At 54.4% G+C, this 24936-nt stretch carries 19 protein-coding genes; 10 read left to right on the top strand and 9 right to left on the bottom strand.

What is annotated here, in order from left to right; translation table 11 throughout:
• Positions 1-4: 4 nt before the first annotated feature.
• Both ACE3MN_RS24820 and ACE3MN_RS24815 read left to right on the top strand, forming a co-directional pair.
• On the top strand, positions 5-1714 hold the full coding sequence (locus ACE3MN_RS24820) for a thiamine pyrophosphate-requiring protein (protein ID WP_102649975.1): 1710 nt from the start codon (positions 5-7) through the stop codon (positions 1712-1714).
• A 99-nt stretch (positions 1715-1813) separates the two neighbouring features.
• Positions 1814-2941 (top strand): NAD(P)-dependent alcohol dehydrogenase, encoded by a 1128-nt coding sequence (locus ACE3MN_RS24815; RefSeq protein ID WP_024360199.1) that lies wholly within the window; start codon positions 1814-1816, stop codon positions 2939-2941.
• Between the two features lie 60 nt (positions 2942-3001).
• Here the strand turns inward: ACE3MN_RS24815 and ACE3MN_RS24810 are convergent, their stop codons facing one another.
• On the bottom strand, positions 3002-3898 hold the full coding sequence (locus ACE3MN_RS24810; protein ID WP_049087472.1) for a LysR family transcriptional regulator: 897 nt from the start codon (positions 3896-3898) through the stop codon (positions 3002-3004).
• A gap of 103 nt (positions 3899-4001) precedes the next feature.
• On the opposite strand from ACE3MN_RS24810, the gene ACE3MN_RS24805 reads away from it, so the two are divergent.
• The 7 genes from ACE3MN_RS24805 to ACE3MN_RS24775 all read left to right on the top strand — a co-directional run bounded on the left by ACE3MN_RS24805 (position 4002) and on the right by ACE3MN_RS24775 (position 11252).
• The gene (locus tag ACE3MN_RS24805; RefSeq protein ID WP_049087473.1) at positions 4002-4412 is read left to right on the top strand and encodes a CidA/LrgA family protein; all 411 of its coding nucleotides are present in this window, start codon (positions 4002-4004) and stop codon (positions 4410-4412) included.
• The gene (locus ACE3MN_RS24800) at positions 4405-5094 is read left to right on the top strand and encodes an LrgB family protein (protein WP_024360202.1); all 690 of its coding nucleotides are present in this window, start codon (positions 4405-4407) and stop codon (positions 5092-5094) included. Before ACE3MN_RS24805 ends, ACE3MN_RS24800 begins: the two co-directional genes overlap by 8 nt.
• A gap of 607 nt (positions 5095-5701) precedes the next feature.
• Positions 5702-6238, top strand: coding sequence for a fimbrial protein (locus tag ACE3MN_RS24795; RefSeq protein ID WP_004137506.1), 537 nt, complete (start codon positions 5702-5704; stop codon positions 6236-6238).
• Positions 6239-6293: 55 nt separating this feature from the next.
• Positions 6294-6980, top strand: coding sequence for a fimbrial assembly chaperone (locus ACE3MN_RS24790; RefSeq protein WP_049089215.1), 687 nt, complete (start codon positions 6294-6296; stop codon positions 6978-6980).
• Entirely contained in the window at positions 6934-9525 is a 2592-nt protein-coding gene (locus ACE3MN_RS24785; protein ID WP_102649973.1) for a fimbria/pilus outer membrane usher protein, read from the top strand. Before ACE3MN_RS24790 ends, ACE3MN_RS24785 begins: the two co-directional genes overlap by 47 nt.
• A 37-nt stretch (positions 9526-9562) precedes the next feature.
• Entirely contained in the window at positions 9563-10126 is a 564-nt protein-coding gene (locus ACE3MN_RS24780; protein WP_374754962.1) for a fimbrial protein, read from the top strand.
• Between the two features lie 22 nt (positions 10127-10148).
• Positions 10149-11252, top strand: coding sequence for a type 1 fimbrial protein (locus tag ACE3MN_RS24775; RefSeq protein ID WP_102649971.1), 1104 nt, complete (start codon positions 10149-10151; stop codon positions 11250-11252).
• 42 nt (positions 11253-11294) lie between these two features.
• Here the strand turns inward: ACE3MN_RS24775 and actP are convergent, their stop codons facing one another.
• From actP to acs, 3 genes are all read right to left on the bottom strand, one after another.
• Positions 11295-12944 (bottom strand): cation/acetate symporter ActP, encoded by a 1650-nt coding sequence (gene actP / locus ACE3MN_RS24770; RefSeq protein WP_004137497.1) that lies wholly within the window; start codon positions 12942-12944, stop codon positions 11295-11297.
• The gene (locus ACE3MN_RS24765) at positions 12941-13255 is read right to left on the bottom strand and encodes a DUF485 domain-containing protein (RefSeq protein WP_004127871.1); all 315 of its coding nucleotides are present in this window, start codon (positions 13253-13255) and stop codon (positions 12941-12943) included. Before ACE3MN_RS24765 ends, actP begins: the two co-directional genes overlap by 4 nt.
• A 182-nt stretch (positions 13256-13437) precedes the next feature.
• A complete protein-coding gene (acs, locus tag ACE3MN_RS24760) occupies positions 13438-15396 on the bottom strand; it encodes an acetate--CoA ligase (RefSeq protein WP_004137496.1) in 1959 nt (652 codons plus the stop codon).
• Between the two features lie 411 nt (positions 15397-15807).
• On the opposite strand from acs, the gene gltP reads away from it, so the two are divergent.
• A complete protein-coding gene (gltP, locus tag ACE3MN_RS24755; protein ID WP_004109428.1) occupies positions 15808-17121 on the top strand; it encodes a glutamate/aspartate:proton symporter GltP in 1314 nt (437 codons plus the stop codon).
• A gap of 36 nt (positions 17122-17157) precedes the next feature.
• Here gltP and ACE3MN_RS24750 read toward each other — a convergent pair whose 3' ends face one another.
• The 5 genes from ACE3MN_RS24750 to mdtN all read right to left on the bottom strand — a co-directional run bounded on the left by ACE3MN_RS24750 (position 17158) and on the right by mdtN (position 24924).
• Positions 17158-17841 carry a tetratricopeptide repeat protein gene (locus ACE3MN_RS24750; protein ID WP_024360207.1) on the bottom strand — a complete coding sequence of 228 codons (684 nt, stop codon included), beginning with the start codon at positions 17839-17841 and terminating at the stop codon, positions 17158-17160.
• A 203-nt stretch (positions 17842-18044) separates the two neighbouring features.
• On the bottom strand, positions 18045-20192 hold the full coding sequence (gene fdhF / locus ACE3MN_RS24745; RefSeq protein WP_077598917.1) for a formate dehydrogenase subunit alpha: 2148 nt from the start codon (positions 20190-20192) through the stop codon (positions 18045-18047).
• A 198-nt stretch (positions 20193-20390) separates the two neighbouring features.
• Positions 20391-21854 (bottom strand): MdtP family multidrug efflux transporter outer membrane subunit, encoded by a 1464-nt coding sequence (locus ACE3MN_RS24740; RefSeq protein WP_024360208.1) that lies wholly within the window; start codon positions 21852-21854, stop codon positions 20391-20393.
• The gene (gene mdtO, locus ACE3MN_RS24735; RefSeq protein WP_375364394.1) at positions 21851-23893 is read right to left on the bottom strand and encodes a multidrug efflux transporter permease subunit MdtO; all 2043 of its coding nucleotides are present in this window, start codon (positions 23891-23893) and stop codon (positions 21851-21853) included. Before mdtO ends, ACE3MN_RS24740 begins: the two co-directional genes overlap by 4 nt.
• A complete protein-coding gene (gene mdtN / locus ACE3MN_RS24730; protein ID WP_375364207.1) occupies positions 23893-24924 on the bottom strand; it encodes a multidrug transporter subunit MdtN in 1032 nt (343 codons plus the stop codon). Before mdtN ends, mdtO begins: the two co-directional genes overlap by 1 nt.
• Positions 24925-24936 lie beyond the last annotated feature (12 nt).

Genomic DNA, 24936 nt, shown 5'->3' with positions numbered 1-24936 from the left:
GAATATGCAATTAATTAATATATCTGCCGCGGAAATGATATTATATCGTTTGCAGGCGCTTGGCATTGAATTCATCTTTATCAATTCAGGAACGGATTATCCGCCGATGGTTGAGGCCTACTCTCGCTTAAAAAGCGAAGGGTGTTTGGTTCCTGAATTTGTTGTTTGCCCGCATGAAAACGCCGCGATTGGCATGGCCCATGGATACTATCTGGCAACCGGTAAAGTGCAAGCTGTGATGGTGCATACGAATGTCGGGTTGGCTAATGCCGCATGCGGGATTATTAATCTTGCCAATAGTAATATACCGGTAATCATTTTTGGCGGGCGCACGCCCATCAGTGAACATTCTCATTTCGGCTGCCGGAATACGCCTATCGGCTATGGCCAGGAAATGCGCGATCAGGCCGCGCTGGTTCGTGAATCGGTTAAATGGGATTTTGAATTGCGTTATGCCGATCAGGCCGGGGAACATGTCGATCGCGCCTGGGCGATTGCGAACTCTTTGCCCAAAGGACCGGTTTATTTAAGCTTGCCACGCGAGCCTTTGTGCGAAACTTTTGCCACCGACTCGGCCGCCCTGAACTGCCGGCCCTCCCAGCAGCCGATAAGTTTTTCCCCGGCTCCGGACTCGCTGTCAATGGCTGCCACGCTGATTGCCAACGCCAGGCACCCGGTTATCTTCTCGCAAAGAGGCGCAAGGACCCGGCAAGCCTTCGACCTGATTAGCACCTTCGTCGAACAGTGGGCGATTCCGGTGGTGGAATATTGGGGGACCGAGGTGACCATTTCCGCTGCCCATCCGATGTATGCCGGCAATGAGCCAGCTTACTGGTTGTCAAAAGCGGATGTGGTCATCGTCATTGACTCGCAGGCGCCCTGGATGATTGAGAGTATGAACGTTAATCCGGACTGCAAGGTTATTCAAATTGGTCCCGACCCGCTCTTCTCAGGCTACCCGGTTCGCGGGTATCAATCTGATGTTAACCTGGCTGGTGAAACGGATACGATATTCAAATTACTGGATAATGCATTAAAGCCTTATCTGGCGGAGAAAAGCGCGAGCGTCGAGGAGCGCTATTCCCATGTCGCTGCGCATAATAAAAAAGAAAGAACCACAAGAGATAACGTTGTTGATTCCGCAAACGCAGGGCCTATCGGCAAGCCATGGTTAAGCTATTGTCTGGGAGCGCTGGCTAATAAATACAACGGTAAAATCACATCTGAATTAACCACATTACCGCAGTTCGCCAACTTCATTCAGCCGGAAAGCTATTATCAGGAAGCGCTCTCCGGCGGACTGGGTGAAGCATTCCCTATCGCCCTGGGATTACAGCTAGCCAATCGCGATGAATTAGTGATCGCCGCCGTTGGCGATGGTTCTTATCTGTTTTCCAATCCCGCGGTATGCCATCACATTGCCGAGGTAATGAAGCTTCCCGTGCTGGTTGTCGTTGGCAATAACGCCGGATGGGGCGCGGTGGCCGGTGGAACGCTGGCGCTATATCCGGACGGCTATGCGGCGAAAATGGATAAGGTTCCGGCGACATCATTTACGTTATCGCCCGATCTGGCGGCTATCGCTGCATCAAGCCGCGCGGTCGCGATGAAGGTAGATCGCGCTGAGGACTTACTCGATACCCTGGAGGAAGCCGTCAATATTATTCGTACTCAGAAGCGTTCGGTGCTGGTTGACGTCATTCTCGGGAAATAATACCTGACTGGCGGCCGCCGCCTTGTTGCTGGCGGTGGTATGCCAGAGATGACGACGCGTTCTCTTCTGGCTTTGGGGAAGGTTAATTAAGGAGATTGTATGACCGAGCATTGCGCTTTACCGGGATCGTTTAAGGCTGCCGTTGTCCGTCAGCCGGGCGGCCCTTTTGAACTGGAAACCGTCCAGTTAAATTCGCTTCAGCCTCATGAGGTCGTTGTTCGTATCGTGGCGACGGGGATGTGCCATACCGATATGGTTGCCCGCGATCGGCTCTATCCGATCCCGCAGCCTATCGTGCTGGGCCATGAAGGGGCAGGAGTGGTGGAGGCCGTCGGGGCGGAAGTACAAAAAGTGGTCCCCGGCGATCATGTCGTACTGACGTTTTTATCCTGCGGCGCTTGCCGTCCTTGTCTTGAGGGCGTGCCGGCCAGTTGTCAAAACTTTAATGCCCTGAATTTTTCCGGCCAGCGTAGTGATGGCAGCCATGCGCTATGCCACCATGGCAACCAAACGCTGCACGATCGCTTTTTCGGCCAGTCATCTTTCGCCGCGTTCTCCGTGGTCGATCAGCGTAATCTTGTTAAGGTTCGCCCGGATGCGCCGCTGGAGCTGCTCGGGCCGTTGGGTTGCGGTATCCAGACCGGCGCCGGAGCGGTGTTGAATGCATTAAAAGTAGCAGCCGGAAGCTCTTTTGCCGCCTTTGGCGGCGGAACGGTGGGATTAAGCGGCGTCATGGCTGCCTACGTCGCCGGGGCAACAACTATCATCGTCATTGACGTGGTTGAGGAGCGCCTGGCATTAGCGCGTGAGCTGGGTGCAACGCATGTGATTAACAGTAAGAAAGAAGATCCCGTTGAAGCTATCCGGCATATCACTGGCGATGGCGTTGACTTTAGCCTGGAGTCTACCGGGCGGCCTGAGATTGTCCGCGCCGCCGTTGAGGCGCTACGCCCACGTGGTATGTGCGGTATTGTCGGCGCCTCAAAAACCGGGACCACGTTCGCGCTGGATATGAATGATGTGATGCAAAACTGCAAGGTATTGCGCGGCATCGTTGAGGGCGACAGCATCCCGGATATATTTATCCCGCAGCTGGTTGAGCTGTATGTGCAAGGGCGTTTCCCCATTGATAAGCTGATACGTTTTTATCCCTTCGAGGAGATTAACCAGGCTGCTCACGATAGCGAGTGTGGGAAAACCATTAAACCCGTTATTCGAATCGGATAAAGGCAGGCTAGCGCAGCATACCTGCCGAGCTTTTGGCGAAAGGTATGCTTCCCACAAGATCTATCCAGCGATATCGTCGCTCAACCAAAATGCCTTACTACATTCCAGCCACGCCCGCGCGCTGTGCGACATATACACGCCTTCCCGCCAAATCATTCCCAGCTCCCAGCGCAGCTCGCTCTGTAATGGGATCCAGCAAAAGCTCCGCGGGTCGAGACGCTGGCAAATCGGTTCCGGCAAAATCGCAACGCCAATCCCTGTCTGCACCATGGCGGCCAGAAAATCCCACTGTCCGCTGCGCACGGCGATGCGCGGCTTGACGTCATGTTGAGCAAATAGCCGCATCAGCTGCTGGCTGAGGGCGAAATCCTCGTTGTAAATCACCAGCGGATACGCGGCGAGCGCTTCTGGCGACAATGACGCAATGCTTTCCCACTGCGCCGTCCTCGGCGTCAGCACGCAGAGCGGATGGCTGAACAGAGATAGCGTGGTCAGGCCGCTGGCCTCGTCAACCGGGAGCGCCGTCATGGCTAAATCCAGCTCGCCGTTGCTTACCGCTTGCTGCACGGTCAGCCCGCCAAATTCGGCGATTTTCAGCTCGACGCCCGCATAGCGCTGGCGAAAGCGGCTAATTGGTTCAGCCATCAGCATCCCGACCATCGGTGGGATGCCGAGGCGCAGCACGCCTTTATGCAGATGATTTATATCGCTTAGCTCCGACTCCAGCTGATGAAATTCGCCAAGAATAGCCTGCCCGCGCTCGAAAACCACCCTTCCGGTATCGGTCAGCAGCAGCCTGCGCCCGTCGCGGATCAGCAGGGTGCAGCTCAGCTCATCTTCCAGATTTTTTAGCATTTTGCTGATGGTGGGTTGCGTGACGAATAGTTTTTCCGCCGCGCGGGTAAAGCTTTGCTGGCGAACGACCTCGACGAAATAGCGCAGCGTTCGAATATCCATAATTATTCCCTGAGACTATACCTGTGATGATTTTAATTCATTTCTGCCGGGGCTGGCGGCTCTCTATACTGCCCGCCTGTCTTCTTTTTATGGAATGCCGCTCATGGCCTTTGCGCTGGCTCGCGTGACGCCTTGTATTATGCAACGCCTGCAGGTACCGGTTCAGGTCCTGATCTACGCCGGACTGTTTGTCTGCGCTGAATATTTAGTTAACTGGCTGCATCTGCCGCTTCCGGCGAATCTGGTCGGCATGCTGATGCTGCTGGCGCTGATTGTTTGCCGCATTATCCCCCTAAACTGGGTACGGGCCGGCGCCCGCTGGCTGTTGGCGGAGATGCTGCTGTTTTTCGTGCCGGCGGTGGTGGCGGTCGTTAACTACGCGCAGTTGCTGATGGTTGATGGCTGGCGCATCTTTCTGGTGATTGGCTTAAGTACCATGATGGTGCTGGGCGCAACGGCGTGGGTGGTTGATAAAGTATATCGCTATGAAGTGAGCAGGATGAAACATGAGTGATTTTCAGCTAAGCGTCCTGTGTCTTCTGGTCACGCTGGGCCTCTATTTTTCCAACAAGCGGCTTTATCGTCGCTTCCATAAACTGCCCTTGATGCCGCTAGTTTTTACCCCGATTCTGCTGGTCATATTGCTGATTTTCGGTCATATCTCTTATCAATGCTATATGGGAGAGGCCCACTGGCTGCTGTGGCTTCTGGGGCCGGCGACGATCGCTTTTGCCGTACCGGTGTATGACAATCTGGCGATCATTAAGCGCCACTGGATGTCGCTGACTGCCGGAGTGACGACCGCATCGGTTGTCGCGGTCACCAGTTCGGTGTGGCTGGCGCGACTGTTTACCTTGCCCGATGAGATCCAGCGCAGCCTGGCGGTACGTTCGGTTACCACGCCCTTCGCGCTGGCGGCAGCCAAACCGCTGGGCGGCCAGCCTGATTTAGTCGCTCTGTTTGTCGTGGTTACCGGGGTATTTGGCATGGCGGTGGGCGATGTGCTGTTTCTGCGTCTTTCTATCCGCGAGGGGATGGCCAAAGGGGCAGGGTTTGGCGCGGCATCGCACGGCGCTGGTACCGCGCGTTCTTATGAACTGGGGCCGCAGGAGGGCGTCATCGCCAGCCTGGTGATGATGCTTTCCGGGGTAGTCATGGTGCTGGCGGCGCCGTTGGTACGCTGGGCGCTGTTCTGACATCATTGAGCTCTTTTTGGCAGATGAGCCTGATGAGGGGTGATTTTTTGAATGCTTCTAATGACGAAGTTTAGCACTATGCGTTATTTTTCTTTTAGCGGTAATAATTCAATCAGTTGCGTGGATGATAGCATTTGGATGCGCTGGTGTTTTATTCTTAAATGTGTTCACGAATATTCTTAATGACTTTACGTTTTATTTGTAACTAAATGTGTCATTTTTGAAGGCATTTATTTGTTATTTGAATTTATATTAATTGTGATATTTTTTATGTGAATATATGAGATTTATAATCACCTGATTTTATTTGATTATTTTTAAATTATATTTAATGGTTATTAATGTGAACTATTTATGATCCTGAAGGACACCTTATCTCATTCTTGAGGATTTCCCTGCGTTGAGTTATATTTGGGCTGTGAGCTTTTATTAATGAATGGATTCATGTGGAAGTAAAGCTCTTGTATTTTAGTGAATATAATGCAAGCGATTCATTCCCCTAAAATATACCGGCGGTAGTTAAGTTGGTATCCAATCTCATTCGCTAATATATGCCCATAAACAATTGATGGATTGATTGTTCATCTGGATAAATAGGGGAATACAAATGAAAACCAATGTGAAAACGTTAGCTAAAATCCTGGCCTTATCTGCAGGATGCTCTCTGGTTGCAATGTCTCATGCGGATAACACCATAAAGTTCACCGGAACCGTTGCCGATACGACTTGTACCGCTACTATCGATAATGGCGTTACAGCTATTGAAATGGGCACTGTTTCGGTAGCAGATTTAAAAGCTAACACCTATAGCGCAGCAAAGAGTTTCTCTTTCACTTTGACCGGCTGCCCTACGGATGCTGGTGCACTGACTAAAGCCAAAATTACCTTTGGTGGTGAAGCAGATTCTTACAATAGTGATTATTTTAAAAACCAGGCTTCAGTGTCTCCAGCTACCAATGTTGCTGTCGCTATTTTTGATAACGCCGGAAATTTACAGAAGAACAATACCGAAGGTTCTGATGTGGATATTTCCACTGGCGAAGCCACCGTTCCGTTTACCGTAAAAATGGCTAAGTCTGGCGCCGCCGACCCAACTAAAGGTCCGGTAAGTACAACAGTAACTTATAACGTCACCTATTATTGATTAAGTGATAAATACATAAAGGGAAAGCAACTGCTTTCCCTGTTTGGACACGGTTATGAACAGATTATTATGCTTTGTCTTATTTTTTTTCTGCATTTCAGTATCGCAGGCGAGCGTGGTCGTTGGCGGTACGCGAGTTATTTTCGATGGAACAAAAAAGACCACGACGGTATCTGTTCAAAATAAAGATAATGTAACAAATATAGTGCAATCCTGGATCTCTATCGTTGATGATACCTCACCTGCGAAAGATTCATTTATTACTACCCCCCCTCTGTTCAGATTGAAAGCGGGCGAGCAGGGGTTTGTTCGCATTCTCCGCTCGGGTAAACCCCTACCGGAAGATCGGGAATCTATGTTTTGGCTCAACGTTAAAGGGATTCCGGCCATGGACAACGAACCAGACAAAAACATGGTGCAATTTGCAATTAATTCCCGGATTAAGCTTATTTATCGGCCCGCAGCCCTAAAAAACGCGATTCCGGAAAATTTCTCTGAAAAACTGCAGTGGTCCAGTGAAGGAAGAGAAATCAAGGTGAAAAATAACTCTCCATTATATATGAATTTCTCCGCAATTTATATTAATGGCAAGGCGCTACCTGAGGCGTGGTTTGTCGCTCCTTATTCAACAATAAAAATACCGGTAGCAAGTGCAACTTCGTCTGGGAAAAGAGAAGTCACATGGAGTGTGATCAATGATTATGGTATGTCAGGGCCGAAATATACCGCCATCATCCAATAACGTAAGATGGAATCATGCATTTTTCTTGAAAAGCAGCTATGTCGCCATCCTCTGCTGTCTTGGCGCATTTCCGTTATCGACTTCCGCTGGGGAATATTTTAATCCCCACTTACTTGAAGTCAATGAAACCGGCGCATCAGTCGTAGATTTATCCTATATTTCCCAGGCAAGCGTGCCTCCCGGTAAATATAACCTCGATGTCTATATTAACGAAAAATTTATTACCTCTGAATCTATCGTTTTTAAGCCGCAAAATGAAGGTGATGGCGCTTCTGCTCAGCCTTGTATCAGCGTAGCGCACCTGAAAGATTGGTCGATTAAAGTTGAAGACTACCCTGCGCTCACGGTGGCGGGCTCTGAATGCGCAAAATTGTCTGCGATCCCGGGATGGGAGACCTCGGTCTTGCTTCCACGCCAGCGAATCGATTTTACATTACCGCAGGTCGCCCTGCGGCACCGTCCGCAGGGTTACGTCCCGGAAAGCCTGTGGCAGCAGGGTATCACTGCCGGGCTGCTAAATTACAACATTTCCGGGCAAAAAACCGATCCGCGGCACGGTGGTGAATCGACATCCAGCCAGTTTGTCAGCTTGCAGCCGGGGCTGAACGTAGGGCCGTGGCGTTTACGCAATTACAGTACCCTTAATCATAATGAGGACGGCAACCAGTGGGACTCCGTCTATAGCTATATTTCTCGCGATATCCATGCCCTGAAAGGCCAACTGATATTAGGGCAGACTTATACTTCATCAGGCATCTTTGACAGCATTAGCTTCAGCGGTTTGCAGTTGAACTCTGATAAAGAGATGCTGCCGGACAGCATGAATGGTTTTGCTCCCGTGATAAAAGGGATCGCCCGTACTACGGCGGACGTTACGGTCTATCAGAACGGATACAGCATCTATAAAACCACGGTCTCTCCTGGAGCATTCGAGATAAACGACCTTTACCCCACCGGGAGCGCGGGCGATCTCTTTGTTAAGGTGAAAGAATCTGATGGTAGTGAACAGAGCTTTGTTGTGCCTTTTGCCTCGCTGGCGATTCTGCAGCGAGAGGGGCAGGTAGAATATGCTTTCAGCAGCGGGAAAACTCGCTCCGGAAGCTCAGGCGGAAAAGAATTCAATTTCCTGCAGTCTACCGTCGCCTGGGGGGCATTGAGCAACGTCACGCTGTACGGTGGTTTTCAGCAGCTGGAAGATAAATATAGCAATGCGCTGCTGGGGGCCGGGTTTAATCTGGGTTCTGTCGGCGCGCTCTCATTTGATGCTTCCCAGTCCTGGGCTGAGATAAAAGAAAACCCGGAAGCGGATAAAACCTCTTCCAGCGAGGGGCAGTCTTACCGCGTGCGGTTTAGTAAAGACTTTCCATTAACGGGAACCAACTTTTCCGTCGCAGGGTATCGCTATTCAACGCATGGTTATTACTCTTTGCAGAATTTCATCGATAACGCGACAGCTAATAGCAGCTGTTGTTCATCAAACGGGCGGACGAAAAATCGCTTTGACGCCTCGGCCTCGCAGATTCTCTCAGGCTTTGGTTCACTCTCCCTGTCGCTGGTAAGCGAGTCTTACTGGGATGATTCACGTATGGAGTCACTGGGTGTCAGTTACAGCAATACCCTTGGGCAGGTGTCATATTTCATCAACTACTCCTATAACCGAAATGTGCAAAGCTCCAGCCAGAACAGCGACAGTTCGCCATCCAGCGATAATATTATCTCGCTCACGGTGAGCGTACCGTTTGGCGCGAATACCTCAGCCAACTACAACATGAACAGCAGCCGGATGGGGGACACTACCCACAGCCTTGGTTTGAGCGGCGCGGCTTTTGCGGACCGATCTCTGAACTGGAATGTGCAGGAAGGGTACAACGCCAGCGACAAGAGCACCTCAGGCAACGTCAGCCTGAACTACCAGGGGTCTAAAGGCGAGGTGGCCGCCGGATATGGCTATGACAGCTATAGCTCTCACTATAATTACTCGCTGCGCGGCGGGATGCTCGCGCACTCCGGTGGAATAACGCTATCCCGTTATCTTGGAGAGAGCGTGGCGCTGATTGAAGCCCCCGGCGTCAGCGATGTGGCGGTACGCGGCCAGACCAACGTCATGACCGATTCCGCCGGATACGCTGTCGTGCCTTTTGTCCGGCCCTATCACGAAAATAGTCTCTCCCTTGATGAGCAGCAGGTCTCAGGAGCGGAAATTGATAACATCGTCAGAACGGTGGTACCGACGCGTAACGCTATCGTCAAGGTTAAATATGATACTTGGATTGGCTATAAGGCAATGATGACCCTGCGCTTTGGTAACAAAGAAGTGCCTTTTGGCGCGATCGTTTCACTGAGTGATGAAAGCCAGGATGCTAAAGAGAGCAGAAGCGCTATTGTGGGTGATGCCGGGCAGGTCTATCTGACGGGTCTACCAGAAAAAGGCCGCATGTTGGTGAAATGGGGCGATGAACAGAATTCCCAATGCCGTTTTAATTATGATTTTTCAGGCAATAAATCAACCGACGATATTATTTTTTATCAGGCGAACTGTCGATGAGTAATCTATGAATAGACACCCTATTTTAACGGCGGGAATGAAGTACGCTTCACGGGCGAGGAATATCGCTCTTTTGGTATTATGCTGTACTATTCAGCTCTGCGTGAGCGCTGCGGCCTGGGCCTATGATGCCAATAGCACCGTGAATTTTAATGTTACCGGCACGATAGAAGAACCCTCCTGTGAGGTGTCGATAAAACCGTCTGAAAATATCGACTTAGGTACGGTATCTTATCAACATATGACCGGAAAAGCGGGCGCTAATAGCGAAAACGTCCCTGTTTATCTTCAGTTTGAAAATTGCGCTCAAGGTACAGCCTCGGTCACTATTACCTTCAGCGGCTCGGGGTATGATAGTACTTATTCAATGATATATAAAAATGCCCAGACCGATAGTAGCGGAGCGAAAGGCGTTGGTTTACAGCTATTTAGCCTCAAGGATTCAAAGTCTCTGGGGCCAGGTGATCAATATATCTACACATTCAGTGACGGCGAGGGCGGTCACACTTTTGACATGATTGCCAGAATGTATACCCCCTATGGCCAGATAACTGCCGGGGGCGTAATTTATGCCGCGACATTTAATGTGTCTTACAAATAATGCATAACGTGCAGGGAAAGATATGTTTAAGACTATTTTATTACTACTGGCGTTAGGCTTCCCTATTTATGGCTGGTCATGCGATACGGGCACTAATTATGGCGATGTGTCGATGACGAATCTACCTGAAAAAATATTGATTAATGCGGGAAGCTACTCGGCAGGAACGATTCTTTATGATTCAGGGCAAATAACGCGTTCGCAAACCAGCGTGCTTAACTGTCAAGGGAATATATACGCTCAATTTGCATGGTCTTCCGGGAATATCGTCTCATCTGTTAGCGATGGAATATATTCGACTAACGTACCAGGTATCGGTCTGCGGGTAAAAGTGTGGTTAAATATTACCGGGGAATATAATGGCGATTCTGATGATTTTAATGCCGATTATAGCCAACATTATATCGGTGATGCAGATATGTATTTGGGAAAACCAACTGGATTTCTTGATAGTTGGGCCAGCACAAATTATACGCCAAAATATCAGCTGCAGCTGGTTGCTACTGGCGGAGCGATAGCCAGCAATAGCGCCCTGACATTGAAGGATCCCGTCTCATCGGTTTCGATTAGAGATGACAATAAGTTGATGGTTATTTCCCAACTGCACGTGAGCGGTACGACAAAAATCCAGCTGACGCCGATGGGCTGTACAGCGAGCACAACCGCGCTGAATTTTCCGATGGGCTCAGTTAACTCGAACGCGTTCAATCTCTCTGCTAAAGCCGGTTTTGCTCAGCAAACGCTTACCCTGAGCTGCGAGCCAGGAACCAACGTGACGATGCGTATTACGGCGACAGAAGCGGAAGGTGATAACCCTGATCATACCGTGATTGCGTTAACGCCTGGCGACAATGTCGCGACCGGCGTGGGGGTGCAGTTGAATATCAACGGCGCGCCGCTATCCGTAAACAATTCTACATACAGGGTCTTCGATGCCGTCAACAGAACGACGGTGACGAATCCCGGCGCAGAGGCTGGTTATACGATATTCGCCGATCCTGCTAACACCGGTGGAGCTGCGGCATCGAACCCGCTGGTATTTTCGACTAACTATTATAAAACCGGCTCTGAAATAACACCGGGAACGGCCAATGCCAGCGGAACGATAACCTTTAGCTATAATTAGAGTAAAGCGTTCCCCGACCATCGGGCCGGGGAACCGGTGTGATTAATGCGCCTGACCTTTCTCGATACCAATCCCGGTCTGCGAACGGATAAACTGGGCGCGGAACAGCTCGCGCTCGCGCGATCCTTCCGCGGAATTATCGGTGGCGGAGAAGAACCAGATACCGATGAAGGCAACGGCGATAGAGAACAGTGCCGGATATTCATACGGGAATATCGCCTTCTCGTGACCGAGGATCTGTACCCAGATTGTTGGGCCGAGGACCATCAGTATCACCGCGGTCAGCAGACCCAGCCAGCCGCCAATCATCGCCCCGCGGGTGGTCAGCTTCGACCAGTACATCGACAGCAGGATAATCGGGAAGTTACAGCTGGCGGCGATGGAGAACGCCAGGCCGACCATAAAGGCGATGTTCTGATTCTCGAACAGAATGCCCAGCAGAATCGCCACTACGCCAAGGATCAGCACGGTAATCTTCGAGACCTTCAGCTCCTGACGTTCGGTCGCGCCTTTACGGAACACGTTCGCGTACAGGTCGTGAGAGACCGCCGAAGCGCCCGCCAGCGTTAAACCGGCCACCACCGCCAGAATGGTAGCGAAGGCGACGGCCGAGATAAAGCCGAGGAACAGATTGCCGCCGACCGCGTCCGCCAGATGCACCGCCGCCATGTTGTTGCCGCCAATAAGCTGACCGGCCGCATCTTTGAACGCTGGATTCGCCCCCACCAGCATGATCGCGCCGAAGCCGATGATAAAGGTCAGAATATAGAAGTAACCCATAAAACCGGTGGCGTAAAACACGCTCTTACGCGCTTCTTTAGCGTCGCTTACGGTGAAGAAACGCATCAGAATATGCGGCAGGCCCGCGGTACCGAACATCAGCCCGAGGCCGAGCGACAGCGCCGATATCGGGTCTTTCACCAGTCCCCCTGGGCTCATAATCGCTGCGCCTTTCGGGTGGACCGCCATCGCTTCGCTGAACAGATTATTGAAGCTGAAGCCGACGTGCTTCATCACCATAAAGGCCATAAAGCTGGCGCCGAAAAGCAGCAGGACCGCTTTGATAATCTGCACCCAGGTGGTGGCGAGCATGCCGCCAAAGAGCACGTAGAGCACCATCAGCACGCCGACCAGGACGACCGCAATGTGGTAGTTGAGGCCGAACAGCAGCTGGATAAGCTTACCCGCGCCGACCATCTGGGCGATCAGATAGAGCGCCACCACCACCAGCGAACCGCAGGCGGAGAGGGTGCGAATCGGCCCCTGTTTAAGACGATAGGACGCCACGTCCGCAAACGTATAGCGCCCGAGGTTACGCAGGCGTTCGGCGATCAGGAATAAAATGATCGGCCAGCCGACGAGGAAACCGAGCGAGTAGATCAGCCCGTCGTAGCCGGAGGTGTAAACCAGCGCGGAAATGCCGAGGAACGAGGCCGCTGACATAAAGTCGCCGGCAATCGCCAGCCCGTTCTGGAAACCGGTGATATTGCCGCCCGCGGTGTAGTAATCGCTGCGCGAACGTACGCGTTTTGACGCCCAGTAAGTGATATAGAGCGTCAGGGCGACGAATATCAGGAACATGATAATCGCCTGCCAGTTGGTCGGCTGGCGCTGTACCGCGCCGGTGATAGCATCCGCGGCATTGGCGGTAAAAGGGAGCGTGGCGGCGAGCGCCGTCAGGACTTTCTTCATGATGCTTTAACCTCGCTGAGAATGCTCTTCGTCAGCCGATCAAATTCACCATTTGCCCGCCAGACGTATATTCCGGTTAATACGAAAGAGATAACGATCACGCCGATACCAATCGGAATACCCCGGGTGACGCTGGTGCCCGCATGCAGCGGTGTGCCCAGCCAGCCAGGGGCGAAGGCGATAAGCAGAATAAAGCCCACATATATCACCAGCATAATCAGTGACAGGATGGCGGCAAACCTTTGCCGGGCTGCAACAAGCTCCTTAAAATGCGCACTATTTTCTATCCGCTGACAAATCTGATCGTTCATCGTAGCGTCTCCAGAGGTTCCCTTTTGTCATTCACGCGCCGGTCGTCGGCAACACTCATCCGCCCGGCAGCTAACTGTCGGGAATCAGCCTGTTTACCGCATTCCTGCTACCTGAAATCCTTCGGGAGTATGTATTTATGTCCTCTCCCCCGAAGGGGAGAGGGTGTAGGGGATCGGTTGGTTTACGATGGCATCGCGATGGCCTGCTTCTCTTCGAGCAGTTTTTCCACCACGCCCGGATCGGCAAGCGTTGAGGTATCGCCGAGATTACTGGTATCGCCCGCGGCAATTTTGCGCAGAATACGGCGCATAATTTTGCCCGAACGGGTTTTCGGTAAGGAATCGGTCCAGTGCAGCACGTCCGGCGTCGCCAGCGGTCCGATCTCTTTACGTACCCAGTTGCGTACCTCGGCGTAGAGCTCCGGCGTCGGTTCTTCGCCATGGTTGAGGGTCACGTAGGCATAGATGGCCTGGCCCTTAATGTTATGCGGAATGCCGACCACCGCCGCTTCGGCGATTTTCGGATGCGACACCAGCGCCGATTCAATTTCGGCGGTACCCAGACGGTGGCCGGAAACGTTCAGCACGTCATCGACGCGACCGGTGATCCAGTAGTAGCCATCTTCGTCACGGCGCGCGCCGTCGCCGCTGAAGTACATATTTTTAAAAGTGGAAAAATAGGTCTGCTCGAAGCGTTCGTGGTCGCCAAAAAGCGTGCGCGCCTGACCCGGCCAGGAGTCCGCGATCGCCAGGTTGCCCTCGGTCGCACCTTCCAGCGGCGTGCCTTCATTATCTACCAGCACCGGCTGGACGCCGAAGAAGGGACGCGTGGCGGAGCCGGCTTTTAGCTCGATGGCGCCGGGCAGCGGGGTGATCATAAAGCCGCCGGTTTCGGTCTGCCACCAGGTGTCCATCACCGGGCACTTCTCGTTGCCGATTTTCTTCCAGTACCACTCCCAGGCTTCCGGGTTAATCGGTTCGCCGACGGAGCCGAGTATGCGCAGGGAAGAGCGGTCGGTACCTTCGATAGCCTTATCGCCTTCCGCCATCAGCGCGCGGATCGCCGTAGGGGCGGTATAAAGAATGTTGACCTGATGCTTATCCACCACCTGGCACATGCGCGCCGGGGTCGGCCAGTTCGGTACGCCTTCGAACATCAGCGTCGTCGCGCCGCAGGCCAGCGGGCCGTACAGCAGGTAGCTGTGACCGGTGACCCAGCCGACGTCGGCGGTACACCAGTAGATGTCGCCCGGATGGTAGTCGAACACGTATTTAAAAGTCGAGGCCGCATAGACCAGGTAGCCGCCGGTGGTGTGCAGCACGCCTTTTGGCTTACCGGTGGAACCGGAGGTATACAGGATGAACAGCGGATCTTCGGCGTTCATCTCTTCAGGCTGGTGTTCCGCGCTGGCTTTCTCAATCAGATCGCTCCACCACAGGTCGCGCCCTTCCTGCCAGTCGATTTTGCCGCCGGTACGCTTGAGCACCACCACGTTTTCGATACTTTTGACGTTCGGATTCTTCAGCGCGTCATCGACGTTCTTCTTCAGCGGGATCGCGCGACCGGCGCGCAGCCCTTCATCAGCGGTGATCACCAGGCGGGAGTTTGAATCGATAATACGTCCGGCGACCGCTTCCGGCGAGAAGCCGCCGAAAATCACCGAATGGATAGCGCCGATGCGGGCGCAGGCCAGCATGGCCACCGCCGCTTCCGGCACCATCGGCATATAGATAGCGACAACATCGCCCTTTTTAATGCCGAGATCGAGCAGGACGTTGGCAAAGCGGCAGACATCGCGGTGTAGCTCGCGATAAGTGATGTTTTTGCTCTGGCTGGCGTCATCGCCCTCCCAGACGATGGCCGTCTGGTCGCCGCGCTCCGCCAGATGGCGATCGAGGCAGTTAGCGGCGAGGTTCAGCGTGCCGTCTTCGTACCATTTAATCGAAATATTGCCCGGCGCGAATGAGGTGTTTTTCACGCGCGTGTAGGGTTTCATCCAGTCAAGGATTTTGCCCTGCTCGCCCCAGAAGGCATCAGGATCGGTGACGGACTGCTGATACTGCGCCTGGTACTGTTCCGGGTTAATCAGGCAACGTTCCGCAATAGTAGCGGGAATAGGGTGTTTATGTATTTGGCTCATGGCTTTTTTTCTCCTGTAGGTTGTTAAATATATGTCAAATAAACGTTAATAGTAGGGGCTTTGGCGGCTTTGTTTGCTATTTGGGGGGCAGATCACGCAATAAATAAATTGAATGAAAAGCAATCAAATGAAACTTTGAGGTGAAATAATTTCAGAAATGGATTTATAGAAATTGAATATATTAAATATTTTTTATAACAAATACTTATGCAACATAAGGTGGGGATATTAGCGGGTTTATGCATAAAATCAGAGTAAACCGCTGTTCTTAAAGACTTGCGCAGCATGCCGTGCAAATGATACTGATATTGCGCGTTAAATAACCCTATAAAGCAACGCAACACAATTCATACCCCTTTCAGTGGGCGCCATTACCTCCTGGAATGGTGCCTTTCATTGAGGAAGTCTGTAGTGAAGAAAAAAACAAAAGTCAGCCTGGCCTGGCAAATTTTGCTGGCCCTGGTGCTGGGCATACTTCTGGGCAGTTACCTGCATTACCACGCCGAAAGCCGTGATTGGCTGATCTCGAATCTGCTGACCCCGGCGGGCGATATCTTTATCCATCTGATTAAAATGATCGTCGTACCGATCGTTATTTCGACCCTGGTGGTCGGTATTGCGGGCGTGGGCGATGCGAAGCAGCTGGGCCGTATCGGCGCGAAAACCATTATCTATTTTGAAGTGATCACCACGGTGGCTATCGTGCTGGGGATTACCCTGGCCAACGTCTTCCAGCCGGGGAGCGGGATCGATATGTCGCAGCTGGCGGCGGTGGATATTTCAAAGTATCAAAACACCACGGCGGAAGTGCAGAGCCACGCGCATGGCCTGATGGGCACGATCCTCTCGCTGGTACCGACCAATATCGTGGCCTCGATGGCGAAAGGCGACATGCTGCCGATCATCTTCTTCTCGGTGCTGTTTGGTCTCGGCCTCTCCTCGCTGCCCGCCACCCACCGCGAACCGCTGGTTACGGTGTTCCGCTCTATCTCTGAAACCATGTTCAAAGTGACGCACATGGTGATGCGCTATGCGCCAGTCGGCGTGTTCGCGCTGATCTCGGTGACCGTGGCGACCTTCGGCTTCGCTTCGCTGTGGCCGCTGGCGAAGCTGGTGATTCTGGTTTACTTCGCGATCCTGTTCTTCGCGCTGGTGGTATTAGGCATCGTGGCGCGGGTGTGCGGACTGAGCATCTGGACCCTGATCCGCATTCTGAAGGATGAGCTGATTCTGGCCTACTCTACCGCCAGCTCCGAGAGCGTGCTGCCGCGTATTATTGAGAAGATGGAAGCCTATGGCGCGCCGGCGTCGATCACCAGCTTCGTGGTGCCGACCGGCTACTCGTTTAACCTCGATGGCTCAACGCTGTATCAGAGCATTGCGGCGATCTTTATTGCCCAGCTGTACGGTATCGACCTCTCCATCTGGCAGGAAATTACCCTCGTGCTGACGCTGATGGTGACGTCGAAAGGGATTGCCGGCGTGCCGGGCGTCTCCTTCGTGGTGCTGCTGGCGACGCTGGGCAGCGTGGGCATTCCGCTGGAAGGTCTGGCCTTTATCGCCGGCGTTGACCGGATCCTCGATATGGCGCGTACCGCGCTGAACGTGGTGGGTAACGCGCTGGCGGTGCTGGTTATCGCCAAGTGGGAACATAAATTTGACCGCAAAAAAGCGCTGGCGTATGAGCGTGAAGTGCTGGGCAAATTTGATAAAACGGCGCAATAAAACAGCAGGCCCGGTGACATCGCACCGGGCTTTTTCTTATCGTTTACTGATCCTGTCGAACTCTTCACAGCCGGTATCAAACCCCTCCTGACAGCTGACGTTGAGCCAGTGCAGCGCTTTTTGCTTGTTCGGTTCGATAAAGCCTTTTTCTCCCTGCTGGAAAAGCATCCCGGCCCAGTACTCGGCGTAGCCGGTGCGGGAGAGGGCGGAGCTCTCTTTGAAATACTGCGTCGCTTTTGCGTCATCCTCCGGCGGATGAACGCCGCTGGCGTAGATCAGCCCCAGCAGCATCTGGGCATCGACGGCGGAGTCGCTTTCCGGATCCTGGGCGGCATGCTGTAACAGGGAGATGGCGTGCGGATAGTTCGGCGTACCGGCCTGCTGATTTACCAGCACCCGGGCGAGGACTATTTCTCCCGCCCTGCTACCCGTCTGGATGGATTTTTCCGCCAGCGCTTTCGCCTGGAGATAGTCGGCCTGCTGCGGGTTACGGATTTTGAGCTGGGCCAGCAGCGCCAGCGCATCGCCGTCGCCGTTGTCCGCCGCTTTTTGCGCCCAGTATTCGGCCTGCGGAAAATCGCCGAAGCTAACGTAGGTATCCGCCAGGTAATACTGCGCGCGCGGGTCGCCCGCTTCGGCCTGCGGTTTGTATTGGCTGCCGGGTTCCATGGCGCCTGCGGCGACGCTTGCCATCACCAGCAGTAAAAAGAGGTATTTCATTTTTTATTATCGGTAGAGGACATAGCGAGCAGTATAAAGGCAGGTGAAGGAGAAGAAAACGACGGGAACTTGTGGGGAATACTTATGTTTTACCCGAAGAGTCGTGCCGTCTGTTTCCCGGGGGCGGCGTAAACGCCTTGCCCGGGCTACGGATTCTGTAGCCCGGACAGGTGCGAAGCGCCACCTCCGGGGAGGCGGCCTTATTAGCCCAGCGCGCTTTCGCGCAGACGGGTTTTCAGCTTGTTGTACTCGTCAATCACGTACTGCTCGGCGGCCCGCTGGTCGGCAATCGGCTCAATGTTGACGGCGCAGTACTTGTACTCCGGCGTTTTGGTTATCGGGCTCAGGTTCTCAGAAACCAGCTCGTTACAGGCGCCAATCCACCACTGGTAGGTCATATAAACCGCCCCTTTATTTGGGCGATCGCTGACCTGCGCGCGGGTGATGATTTTGCCTTTACGCGAGTTCACCCACACCAGCGCTTCATCCTCAATGCCTAAACGCTCGGCATCGGCGGTGTTGATCTGCGCGTAGCCCGGTTCATCCGCCAGCGCGGCCAGCGCCGCACAGTTGCCGGTCATCGAACGACACGAGTAGTGGCCGACTTCACGCACCGTCGACAGCACCATCGGATACTCGTCGGTGAGCTTGTCAATCGGCGCGACCCAGTCGCAGGTGAAGAACTGCGCCAGACCGTTCGGGGTATCAAACTTCTCTTTAAACAGATAAGAGGTCCCCTGGTCAGCGTCGGACTCATCGCGGCATGGCCACATCACGTAACCCAGCTCGCCCATTTTCTCGTAGGTGGCGCCGTAGAAATCCGGGCACAGATGACGCAACTCGTCCCAGATCTCCTGGGTGTTGTTGTAGTGCATCTTATAGCCCATACGGGTGGCGATTTCGCTGATGATCTGCCAGTCGGTTTTCAGGTCCCACTTCGGCTCTACCGCTTTAAAGAAGCGCTGGAAGCCGCGGTCCGCTGCGGTATAGACGCCTTCATGCTCGCCCCACGAGGTGGACGGCAGGATGACGTCGGCCGCTGAGGCGGTTTTGGTCATGAAAATATCCTGGACGATAACCAGTTCCAGATCGTCGAAAGCCTTACGCACGGCGGACAGCTCGGCGTCGGTCTGGAGTGGATCTTCCCCCATGATGTACGCTGCCCGCACTTCGCCGTGCGCCGCGCGGTGCGGCAGCTCGCTGATGCGATAGCCGGTATGTTCCGGCAGGCTTTCAACGCCCCAGGCTTTGGCGAACTTCTCGCGATTTTCCGGGAACTTGACGTACTGATAGCCCGGATAGGTATCCGGCAGCGCGCCCATATCGCAGGCGCCCTGAACGTTGTTCTGGCCACGTACCGGGTTAACGCCGACGCTCGGCTTGCCGAGGTTGCCGGTCAGGATCGCCAGGCTGGTCAGCGAACGCACGGTCTCCACGCCCTGATAGAACTGGGTCACGCCCATCCCCCACAGGATCGCGGCGGACTTTGCGTTGGCGTACATGCGGGCGCAGGCGCGGATCTCCTGAGCGCTGACGCCGGTAATCTCTTCCACCGACTCCGGCGTATAGCCTTCGACGATTTTGCGATACTCTTCGAAGCCCTCGGAACGGCTGGCGACGAAGGATTTATCGTAGAGATCCTCTTCGATAATGACATGCCCGATGGCGTTGAGCAGCGCGATGTTCGAGCCGTTTTTCAGCGCAATGTGCATATCGGCGATGCGCGCGGTTTCGATTTTACGCGGATCGCAGACGATGATTTTCGCCCCATTGCGTTTGGCGTTAATCACGTGATTCGCCACAATAGGGTGTGAATCTGCCGGGTTGTACCCGAAGATAAACACGAGGTCGGTGTTGTCGATCTCGGTGATGGCATTACTCATAGCGCCGTTACCGACCGATTGGTGCAGACCTGCAACCGAAGGGCCGTGTCAGACGCGAGCGCAGCAGTCAACGTTATTGGTACCAATAACGGCGCGCGCGAATTTTTGCATCACATAGTTGGTTTCATTACCCGTCCCACGGGACGAACCGGTAGTCTGAATCGCGTCCGGGCCATACTTCTCTTTAATGGCGCTGAGACGAGTGGCGACGTAGTCGAGCGCCTCATCCCAGGAGACGGATTCCAGTTTGCCGCCACGCTGGCGACGGATCATGGGGGTTTTTAGGCGCGGGGTCAGGATCTGGGTATCGTTAATAAAGTCCCAGCCATAATAGCCTTTCAGACACAGGGTACCCTGGTTGGTTTTCCCCTGTGCCGCCTCAGCCCGGACGATTTTGCCGTTATCGACCACCAGGTTAATTTTGCAACCTGATGCGCAATACGGGCAAACCGTGACGACTTTTTTCATCGGTCTTGCTCCAGTTAATCAATTGGCGCACACGCGCTATCGCGCCATCAATATGCATCTTCTATGCCATGTTTTCATTGTGGGTATCGACTGATAATACGTCGTTTTTTTGGGCGAAATGATGACGAAAAGCAGGCTATCGTCAGTTTTGACGTGTCGATGAAAATACCGCGCGACGGACGTCACGCGGCATCAGGGTTATTTTTTGGCTACCGGCGCCTGGTAGCCGCCGCCTAGCGTTTTGATCAGCTGAATACTCTGAACTACACGCCGGGAATCGAGTATCAGTAACGACATCTCTTCCGCCAGCACCGGCAGTCTGGCTTCGGTCGCCAGCAAACGGCTGCTAAGCCCGCGTTTATAGGCCGCTTCGGCGGCGGCCTGGGTGTAGCGGAAAGCGCTGACCCGCTCAGCCTGCATTGTGCGCTCATCGTTCAGCGTTTGCAGGCGCGTGCCGTTGATAGCGACATCGCGCACGGCGTCGAGCACCGACTGGTTATAGCGCTCAATCAGCATGTTGCTGGAGGCGCGGGTGCTCTCGAGGTTCGCATTCAGGCGTCCGCCATCAAACAGCGGCAGCGTCAGGCCAGGAATAAAGTTGATCTGCTTGCTGCGGTTTTCGAACAGTTTATCCAGGTGAATGGAATCGACGCCGAAGAACGCCTTGATATCAAAGCTCGGGTAGAACAGGGCGCGCGCGGCGTTCACCTGATTCAGCGAAGCCTGGACATACCAGCGCATAGCCTGTAGATCCGGACGTCGGGCCAGCAAATCGTAGGAGAGCGTAGCTGGAATACCGGTTTGCACCCGCGGCAGAGATACGGGCTTGATCGCAGGGAGATCGCCAGCCCCCGCGCCGATCAGGGCGCGCAGAGTTTCACGAGTTTCGACGATCTGCCCTTTTACCGCGGCGATCTGTTTATCGACCGCCAGCACCTGCGCTCGGGCGCCGTGATAAGGCACCTGCGCCTCCAGGCCATGGGCAACCTTACTCTGGTGCGCTTCTACCGCATACTCAATGACTTCGCGGGTTTGTTGCAACAGGTCGAGCATCTGATAGCTGGCCTGCATGCTGTAGTAAAGCTGAGCGACGCCGGTGGAGATCGCCAGCTCTACGGTGGCTGTCTCGGCGACGGCGGCGTTTTGCGCGCCGATAGCCGCAGCAACGGCAGAACGGTGGACGCCCCATAAATCCAGATCCAGACCGGCGAGCAGCCCAACGGTGCCCTCGGTATAGTAGGGGCCGTCCATCGGCATGAGCCGACTGTCGGATTGGTCGGCGAACGGGCCAAGGAAACCATTGGTTGAAACGCGCTGGCGGTTGAGCATCCCCATGGCGGCAACCTGAAGCTGCGTACCGGCTTCCAGCAGATCGGCCTGCGATTGCGCTTTTTCTTCACGCAGTTTCGCTTCGGCAAGCGTGTGCGACCCGGAAAGCGAGCGCTGAATTAAGGCGTCAAGCTGCGGGTCATTGAACTGACGCCACCACTGCGCCTGCGGCCATCCCTGGCTGGCGAGATGGATATCGCTGGCCAGCTTAATCTGCTCTGGCTGCAGCTGTTGATGCGGCGTGGAATCTTTGCGCACCAGCGCGCAGCCGGAAAGCGCCGTAGCGCTACCGAGCAGACCGCAGAGTAGTAAGCGTGAAAGGTTACGGGTCATAGTTGAGCGGCTCCTTGCACTTGCTCTTCGGCTGGCGTCAGCGCCGGGCGAGTCCAGTCCGGTAAACGGGCCATTTGCTGCATGACGCGTTGCTCCTGTTGATATAGCGTGGGTGAAATGGCGGTGTCGATAAGCTCGATGAACGGGGGAGTGCTGGCTGCGGCGGCCAGCCCGGCGGCATATTTTTCCAGGGCATCGGCAAAACGCCCGGCCCGCTCCTGCAATAGCGAATTATCCAGCGCCTGGGCGTCATTCCAGGTGGCATCCCAGGCGTAGAGGATTTCGCGCCCTTGCTGAATGACCGCCTGGCTACGTTTCACCAGCAGCAGACGCTGGTCATCGTCAAGCTGGCGCTCCAGCGCCACCCGCTCGCAGATCTCTTCGCAGCTATTCAACGCCGCATGAACGCCGACGCGCAGTTGCAGATAGGTTCGCTGAGCGGCGGCTTCCTGCTGGCGCGGAACGCGGAGCAACTTGCCAAGCAGCCCCAGCGCGCCCGCCAACTTTTGCGGCAGCGCTTTCGCTTCGCTTTCCGGCCAGATAAAGGTGTAAATCACCGCTGAAACCACGGTGCCAATCATAATACCGAAGGCGCGATCGCGGATTTCCACCAGGTCGTAGACCGGACCGAAGACGTTTTCCAGCGTCGCCAGCGCGAAGGTAACCACCATTTGCGTGCCGATGTATGAAGAGCGTTCTGAGCCGGTGGCGATCCATGACGTGATAAGAAAAAAAGGCGCCAGCACCAACAGCAGTTCGACGATATTATCCAGCCATGGCATCACAAAAATGGTCATCAGCAGGGCGAGGATCGCGCCGCAGAATGCGCCGCCGAAACGCAGGGTCATTTTCTGATACGACGAGCCGAGACTGGGGTTAGCGACGATAATGCAGGTCAACATGCAGGTGTGAATTCCTTCCCAATCGACGCCGGAATAAAAGACGTAGCAGATCATGCACGCCAGCAGCGTTTTCAGGGCATAGCGAATATAGTCTGGATTAGTGAAAGCATCCGGCGCCATGGAGGGTGGTTTGGCGGCTGGCGTGGGCGGCGTCTCGGGATCCATACGGCCAAGCTGCAGCAGAAGCTGACAGCAATTTTCCAGCCCGCATTCACGCGCCGCCGCAGTTTCTTCAGCGCTCAGTTGCCACTCGCTATGCCAGGTTTCCCCGTTGCTAATGGCGTTTTGCAGGTCGGCGATTGCGCTTTGCAGCTTTTGCCGTAGAGGGTCGATTGCCTGATTTTTGGCAAACACGGCGGCGTCGTAGCGGTTCAGCGTGGCGTAAAGGTAGGTCACCGTCGTGACGCAGGTTTGCCACCATGCGCTTCTTGCCCGCCAGTCGGCATCATCGGCCATACAGAAGACGTTCAGTTTTTGCAGCGCCAACGCTTCCCGTTCAATACGCTTTTCAGGTAGCGGTTCGGCGGATTGCGTCAGGCGGCTGGCGGCGTCATCAAGCCGCGCGCACAGGGCTTCGCGCATCTGATCCGCGGCGCGGGTGGGAAACCACAGGACGCCGATCAGCACCATTAGCAGCGTCGGGTAGAGCCCCACGACGATGCACCATAGCGTCAGACGAACGACGACTTCGGGGTAGTCCAGCATTCCGGGGAAAGATTGCCCGTAGATTGAGACAATCGCCACGGCAAAGAAGACCAGTCCCAGGCGATGGGCGCGCATCATAAACATACAGCCCAGCAAAATTACGCCAGCGACGATCAGCCGCACGAGCGGATAGCTGTAGGACCATTTGTAGATCAGAAATAAGCTGCCGATCTCCATCGCCGTGGCCACCACGAACAGGATCGCCACGAATTTGGTATAGAACGCGTTGGACTGGATACCGTAAAACAGCACCGCCAGCGAGAGCGCCAGAAAGGGGATCTCGAAGGTCATTGAGATCAGCACCACCAGCAGGCAGCCAACCCAAAGCTGCATGGTTTGCGGCACTCTGCCGGGGCGCTCTTCGCTTAATTCCTCGCGAAAAAAAGCCAGCGCCTTGACCAGCGGCAGCGGCAGGTAATTAAGCGCGTTCATCATTGCGGCTCGAGAGTGGCGACCGCCGATGCGCCGATGCGGAACATCTCTGCGTCGGGTTTATCCACCATGATTTTTACCGGGAAACGCTGGGCCACGCGAACCCAGTTAATCGAACGGGAAACCCGCGGCAGACCGCCCAGCACCAGACCACCGTCGTCAGGCAGTACGCCGTAGCCGACGGAATCGACCTTACCGGCGAAGGTTTTGCCGCTATCGCTCATCAGACGGATGGTGACCGGTGTGCCGGGGTGGATGTTTTTCAACTCCGTTTCGCGGAAGTTGGCGATGACGTACCAGTGGCGGGTATCAATCAGGGTAAAGAGCGGACGCATAGCGGAGGCAAACTGGCCGATGGAGGTTTTTAATGCGACCACCCGTCCATCGAACGGTGCGCGAACCGTGGCCATTTCAAGATGTAGTTTAGTGAGCGCGATATCTGCTTCAACGGCGACTCGCTGGGCAACCAGCGCATCGATGCCGCTGACCGCGCTGGCGGCCTGTTGCGCCTGGAGCAATACCGCATTAAGGTCGGCTGCGGCGGCGCGCTGCGCCGTTCTGGCGCGATCGACATCCTCTGCGGAAACAAAACCTTCCTTGAGCAACGGCTCGGTGCGGCGCAGGGTATCGCTGGCCTGTTTAGCCGCCGCGCGGGCTTTGGCGACCGTCGCCTGAACGGAGTCAGCGCCATATTTTTGCGCGTCTACGCTGCGCTGGGTGAGCATAATCTGTTTATCCAGCGCGGCAAGAGAAGCTTCGGCCTTCGCCAGGTTCATTTCATAGGTCCGGGGATCGATGCGAAACAGCAGATCGCCCTGCTTGACCTGCTGGTTATCGCTAACCGCCAGTTCGACAATGCGGCCGCTGACTTCCGGAACCACATCAATCGTATCCGCTGAAGCGTAGGCGTCGTTAGTAGCGGGCGCGCTATCCAGTCGCCAGATGACAACGAGTAAAACGACGACGGCCAGTAGTACCAGAAGCAGAGCCGGTAATTTATTGCGAGGAATTTTTTTCGACGAACTTTCCATGAGTGCATCTCA

It is taken from the genome of Klebsiella grimontii (assembly GCF_042137965.1).
In the GTDB taxonomy this organism is placed as follows: domain Bacteria; phylum Pseudomonadota; class Gammaproteobacteria; order Enterobacterales; family Enterobacteriaceae; genus Klebsiella; species Klebsiella grimontii.
Note: the sequence above shows the minus strand (reverse complement) of the source record. Positions and strands in the feature narration are given on the sequence as shown.

What these genes read in the sequence shown, in the direction of transcription:
- ACE3MN_RS24820 (WP_102649975.1), top strand. Translation starts at nt 5, where the DNA reads ATGCAATTAATTAATATATCTGCCGCGGAAATGATATTATATCGTTTG.
- ACE3MN_RS24815 (WP_024360199.1), top strand. Translation starts at nt 1,814, where the DNA reads ATGACCGAGCATTGCGCTTTACCGGGATCGTTTAAGGCTGCCGTTGTC.
- ACE3MN_RS24810 (WP_049087472.1), bottom strand. Translation starts at nt 3,898, where the DNA reads ATGGATATTCGAACGCTGCGCTATTTCGTCGAGGTCGTTCGCCAGCAA.
- ACE3MN_RS24805 (WP_049087473.1), top strand. Translation starts at nt 4,002, where the DNA reads ATGGCCTTTGCGCTGGCTCGCGTGACGCCTTGTATTATGCAACGCCTG.
- ACE3MN_RS24800 (WP_024360202.1), top strand. Translation starts at nt 4,405, where the DNA reads ATGAGTGATTTTCAGCTAAGCGTCCTGTGTCTTCTGGTCACGCTGGGC.
- ACE3MN_RS24795 (WP_004137506.1), top strand. Translation starts at nt 5,702, where the DNA reads ATGAAAACCAATGTGAAAACGTTAGCTAAAATCCTGGCCTTATCTGCA.
- ACE3MN_RS24790 (WP_049089215.1), top strand. Translation starts at nt 6,294, where the DNA reads ATGAACAGATTATTATGCTTTGTCTTATTTTTTTTCTGCATTTCAGTA.
- ACE3MN_RS24785 (WP_102649973.1), top strand. Translation starts at nt 6,934, where the DNA reads ATGATTATGGTATGTCAGGGCCGAAATATACCGCCATCATCCAATAAC.
- ACE3MN_RS24780 (WP_374754962.1), top strand. Translation starts at nt 9,563, where the DNA reads ATGAAGTACGCTTCACGGGCGAGGAATATCGCTCTTTTGGTATTATGC.
- ACE3MN_RS24775 (WP_102649971.1), top strand. Translation starts at nt 10,149, where the DNA reads ATGTTTAAGACTATTTTATTACTACTGGCGTTAGGCTTCCCTATTTAT.
- actP (WP_004137497.1), bottom strand. Translation starts at nt 12,944, where the DNA reads ATGAAGAAAGTCCTGACGGCGCTCGCCGCCACGCTCCCTTTTACCGCC.
- ACE3MN_RS24765 (WP_004127871.1), bottom strand. Translation starts at nt 13,255, where the DNA reads ATGAACGATCAGATTTGTCAGCGGATAGAAAATAGTGCGCATTTTAAG.
- acs (WP_004137496.1), bottom strand. Translation starts at nt 15,396, where the DNA reads ATGAGCCAAATACATAAACACCCTATTCCCGCTACTATTGCGGAACGT.
- ACE3MN_RS24750 (WP_024360207.1), bottom strand. Translation starts at nt 17,841, where the DNA reads ATGAAATACCTCTTTTTACTGCTGGTGATGGCAAGCGTCGCCGCAGGC.
- ACE3MN_RS24740 (WP_024360208.1), bottom strand. Translation starts at nt 21,854, where the DNA reads ATGACCCGTAACCTTTCACGCTTACTACTCTGCGGTCTGCTCGGTAGC.
- mdtO (WP_375364394.1), bottom strand. Translation starts at nt 23,893, where the DNA reads ATGAACGCGCTTAATTACCTGCCGCTGCCGCTGGTCAAGGCGCTGGCT.
- mdtN (WP_375364207.1), bottom strand. Translation starts at nt 24,924, where the DNA reads ATGGAAAGTTCGTCGAAAAAAATTCCTCGCAATAAATTACCGGCTCTG.